6 protein-coding genes are annotated in these 3894 nt (G+C 42.4%); 5 read left to right on the top strand and 1 reads right to left on the bottom strand.

Going from position 1 to position 3894, the window contains the following annotated elements:
* Positions 1-257 precede the first annotated feature (257 nt).
* Positions 258-434, top strand: a complete 177-nt coding sequence (locus HLM86_RS20065; protein WP_170883823.1) for a YodC family protein — start codon at positions 258-260, stop codon at positions 432-434.
* A 614-nt stretch (positions 435-1048) separates the two neighbouring features.
* Here HLM86_RS20065 and HLM86_RS20060 read toward each other — a convergent pair.
* On the bottom strand, positions 1049-1384 hold the full coding sequence (locus HLM86_RS20060) for a helix-turn-helix domain-containing protein (RefSeq protein WP_170883824.1): 336 nt from the start codon (positions 1382-1384) through the stop codon (positions 1049-1051).
* A 110-nt stretch (positions 1385-1494) separates the two neighbouring features.
* Between HLM86_RS20060 and HLM86_RS20055 the strand changes: the two genes are divergently transcribed.
* From HLM86_RS20055 to HLM86_RS20040, 4 genes are all read left to right on the top strand, one after another.
* The gene (locus tag HLM86_RS20055) at positions 1495-2637 is read left to right on the top strand and encodes a phage/plasmid replication protein, II/X family (RefSeq protein WP_170883825.1); all 1143 of its coding nucleotides are present in this window, start codon (positions 1495-1497) and stop codon (positions 2635-2637) included.
* A 98-nt stretch (positions 2638-2735) separates the two neighbouring features.
* A complete protein-coding gene (locus HLM86_RS20050; RefSeq protein WP_170883826.1) occupies positions 2736-3017 on the top strand; it encodes a G5P family DNA-binding protein in 282 nt (93 codons plus the stop codon).
* Between the two features lie 65 nt (positions 3018-3082).
* Positions 3083-3328, top strand: a complete 246-nt coding sequence (locus HLM86_RS20045; RefSeq protein WP_170883827.1) for a hypothetical protein — start codon at positions 3083-3085, stop codon at positions 3326-3328.
* Entirely contained in the window at positions 3303-3818 is a 516-nt protein-coding gene (locus HLM86_RS20040) for a hypothetical protein (RefSeq protein ID WP_170883828.1), read from the top strand. Before HLM86_RS20045 ends, HLM86_RS20040 begins: the two co-directional genes overlap by 26 nt.
* Positions 3819-3894 lie beyond the last annotated feature (76 nt).

The raw sequence follows: 3894 nt of genomic DNA, 5'->3' as shown, positions 1-3894 counted from the left end.
GTGCGTATTATGTGGCACGCTATTATGTTGAGTGGTTTGGGGTCAGTACCATTGCGCCAGCACTGACGCCCTTGAAGCAGCAAAGGGAGGGTGAGCGAATGGCTCATTGTCGCCGCTTGCGGCGTACATGCTCTGAGTAAGCACCGCTTTGTAATTCAAGCCCGTAACATAATGTCGAATAATACGCATTAAGAGGGATACCTTTCTCATTTACGCCTACACTGTATGAGCAACTAATTTTATATCTGGAGGTGTTTATGTTTGATGTTGGTAAAGTAGTTCAACTTAAAAGTGGCGGCCCTGACATGACGGTTAACTCAGAACCTGACGGCAAAAATGAAGTTATATGTGTTTGGTTTCTCTCTGATGAATTTAAATCCGCTTATTTTCGTCCTGAGGCCCTTCAGGAACCATCAGACTCTGGTGACTGGTAATTTAGCTTACCTTTATTTTTGAGTTCAATTTTTAAGTGAGAAACATTATGAAATATAACTATTTTGTTAACAAAAATGCTCAATCTAATGGTGATCATGAAGTACATAAAGATGGGTGTCAGCATGCACCTAATGTAGAAAATCGTCAATTGCTAGGCCAATACTCTTCTTGTTCTCCTGCCGTTACTGAAGCAAAGAAATATTACAATAGAGCAAATGGTTGTTTTTACTGCTCTAGGGAATGTCATACAGGCTAAACCTATATATCCGATAGCGTCGCCAGCCCTGACCCAGAGAGTCGCTAGACTAGGTGGGCGCTCGCGGCTACATAACAGGAACGAGAATCTCTTTGAAGGGTGAAGTCCGTAATATAATTCGCACAATACGCATTTATGCAGTTAGCCCCGCAGGGAAAAGGGCCCCACCTAATCTTTTTGGCATGACTCCTTTGAATGCCCGATAACCCGCCATTGCTAACCAGATAGATAAACCTCCCTTCATCCTGCTAAGCCCGCCTTCCAGACTCTTTCAGCGCGAGAGGCGCGTTGTGCTACTGCAACCCCGAAGGGTTCGGGTTCCTGTTACACCCGAACTAACTCCGGAATTCCGGAGTTCTACGGATTTAAATTAGCTTCTATCTCTGAAGACTTTGAGCTCATTACGGTCATTTTTATAAGCTCTTTTATGAAAGCTTTCTTCTCTTCAGGAAGAGACTCTATTACTTTTCCTAGATAAAGTGAGCTTGCGCTTTCTTCACCAAAAACCATTTCATCTAGTGACACATTTAGAGCGGTTGCAATTGCGACTAGTGTTTCTAGGTTAGGGTTCTTTTGCTCACCTCTTTCTATACGAGACATTTGAGCTGTAGAGATTCCAGAGCGTTCAATCAACTCCGCACGATTTATCCCTAACAGCTCACGTCTGCGCTTTATATTCTCGCCAAGGTGCATTTATTTAACTCTTATTACTCATGTGTGATTCATTTTAACTCAAAAACTTGTATCTCTGATCTTGTAGTTGTATCCTTGACTTGTATTTATTGCATATGTGAGCTCATAGGGTGTATTTCATCGACCAACTTTTCATGCAGCAAGATTATCCCAACGGTGGACTTCCACTCGTTGGGACGCATTTTATTGAGCGTGTCGATCTAGAAACGGGTGAGAAGCTTCCTCCGAACGTAAATCAGAAAATCCTTGAGGGCTCATACAGTACTAAGCTCACCATTCGCTGTAATGGCAATAGGGTGAGGGTCGAAGGAAATCCCTCTCGATGGCAACGAATGGATAACCTTTTTGGCCTAAAGACCATCGACGAATGTGTTGAGGTTTACAACCATATTTTGGCTCAGCATGGCTTACCACCATTCACTAAAAACACTCGTTTGCATCACCGCCAAGCTCCCGATGGCAAAGCGTCCTCTCTGTTTGGTGATGGTGCCGAAATTACTTTGATTGACTGGACTTGTAATCACATGGTGGGTAAGGGTCATGAGGCTTCGTTTATCCGTGGGATGTCTTCGGTCCAAATCGGTCGCGGTCGAGAACCAAAGCTCTATCCAAACGGTATGACATGCAACTGGGGAGAGGCTTCCGAGTGGGCAATGACCAAGTTGTATTGCAAGGCATTCGAGCTAAAACTGCACCTCAAAAAGAATAAGCGCAAGAAGAATGGCACAACTCAACAACAACTAGATTATATCAATAAATTAATCGCTTACTGTGAAGAGCAAGGTGTAACACGAGAAGAGCACAGCTTAAGACAGAAATTATTAAAACGTCACAATTTACAATTTTATGGCTTGGTTAATGAACAAGACTTTCACGAACATTTAAAAGACATCGAGAACGCCATGAATACATTACATTCCACACACGACGAACATCAATCAATCGCACATCAACTTTTAGATGCTGGCGCAGTCTATACGTTACGCCAAGCCAATACCACTATGAGCTATTTCTCCATGTGGCAACATGGTACTGACTTAAGAGAAATTCTTAAAGATAGTCAATTTTATCAGCACAAAGCTCGCCTGAAACAAATTGGTATCGACGTCTCCCGTCCGTTTGATGTTTCTCGCATGTGCCCAACTCTGAAACGCTCAGAAGTTATCGATGTAAAACCTCTTCGCGTTCCTGATTGGTATCAACTGCCAGTTGTTGCTCAATCAAATGTATTGCCATTCAGAGCTATTGCTTAACGCTGTATGTGCTCGCACTGCGCAGCGGGGCGGGTTCATACGGCGGTGAGCTTATGCGAATCAAGACAACAATTTAAAAAGCAGCATAGGATAAGAACATGTTAAAAATCGAAATTTTCCCAGAAGATTCACAATTTCAAACTCGAACAATACCAGGCAAAGACGGCAAAGCACCTCGAACCATTTACGAACAAACTGCCTACGCCTATTTGGGTGGTAAGTTCCCAGTTCAAATGAAGCTCTCTTTAGAAGAAGGACAACCGCCTTATGCTGCCGGAGATTACACAGTACATAGCTCTAGCTTTGTTGTTAATAACTTCGGTGGCCTTGAGTTAAAACGATTTGGAATGATTATCGAGCCATTAGAGTTCGACATTTAATTAAAGGGCGAGGGGTGTTGTCCTTGACGTAACATCCTTTGCCCGCCTTCATAAAGGATTATGTTATGGCTAGCGTTGAACTTTATAACCCACAAGAACCTCAATCACCACAGGCTTTATCTACACTTCAATTACTTCAGCTAACACGCCCAAGTTGTAAATGTCGCTTTGTTCGTCAAGGTGATACTTTTCATTTACTGGTCTTTATAAATGAAGATTCCAACGTTCCGATTCTTCGCGTTCCTGTTGAGTCTATTTACTACGCAATGAAAGGTTTTCAAGCAAATGAGCAATCGACACCAAACCGATAATTATCGCCATTGGAATGATCTCGAAGTGAATCGATTGATACAATTGGCAAAAAACCATTCGGCTACTGAGGTGGCCGTTTTGCTAGGTCGCACTGTAAAAAGCGTTAAGCAGGCTGCATTGGTTCGCTGTATATCATTCGAAAAAAATCCTAGACGATCTTTTCACGCGACAGAAGACAACTTTATTATCGCGAATGTAGGAAAAATGAGCCAAGCAGATATAGCACGACACCTCGATAGAACACCTAAATCTGTAGCGTCCCGTGTAAATCGTCTTGGTCTCGGTCGAAGGTATACACCTAAGTATCGCTGTAAATATTCGGACGAAGATGTAGAGCTGTGCCGACAGTTACATTATGAAGGTTTACCGATTTCGATAATTTCTGAGAAAATGGAAATACCCAAGGAGACCGTTCGTCAGTATATTAAATTTAATTTACGTATAAATGGGTTACCAGAATTTCTCTATGACCTTCGTGAACAAAGATAATCGATAGACACGCTCATTTTATTGCAGTCACTGGTGACAGACTAAAGGAAAGAATCAAACCAAAGTGCGTATTATG

The organism is Vibrio ostreicida (genome assembly GCF_013074385.2).
GTDB classification, from domain to species: domain Bacteria; phylum Pseudomonadota; class Gammaproteobacteria; order Enterobacterales; family Vibrionaceae; genus Vibrio; species Vibrio ostreicida.
Note: the sequence above shows the minus strand (reverse complement) of the source record. Positions and strands in the feature narration are given on the sequence as shown.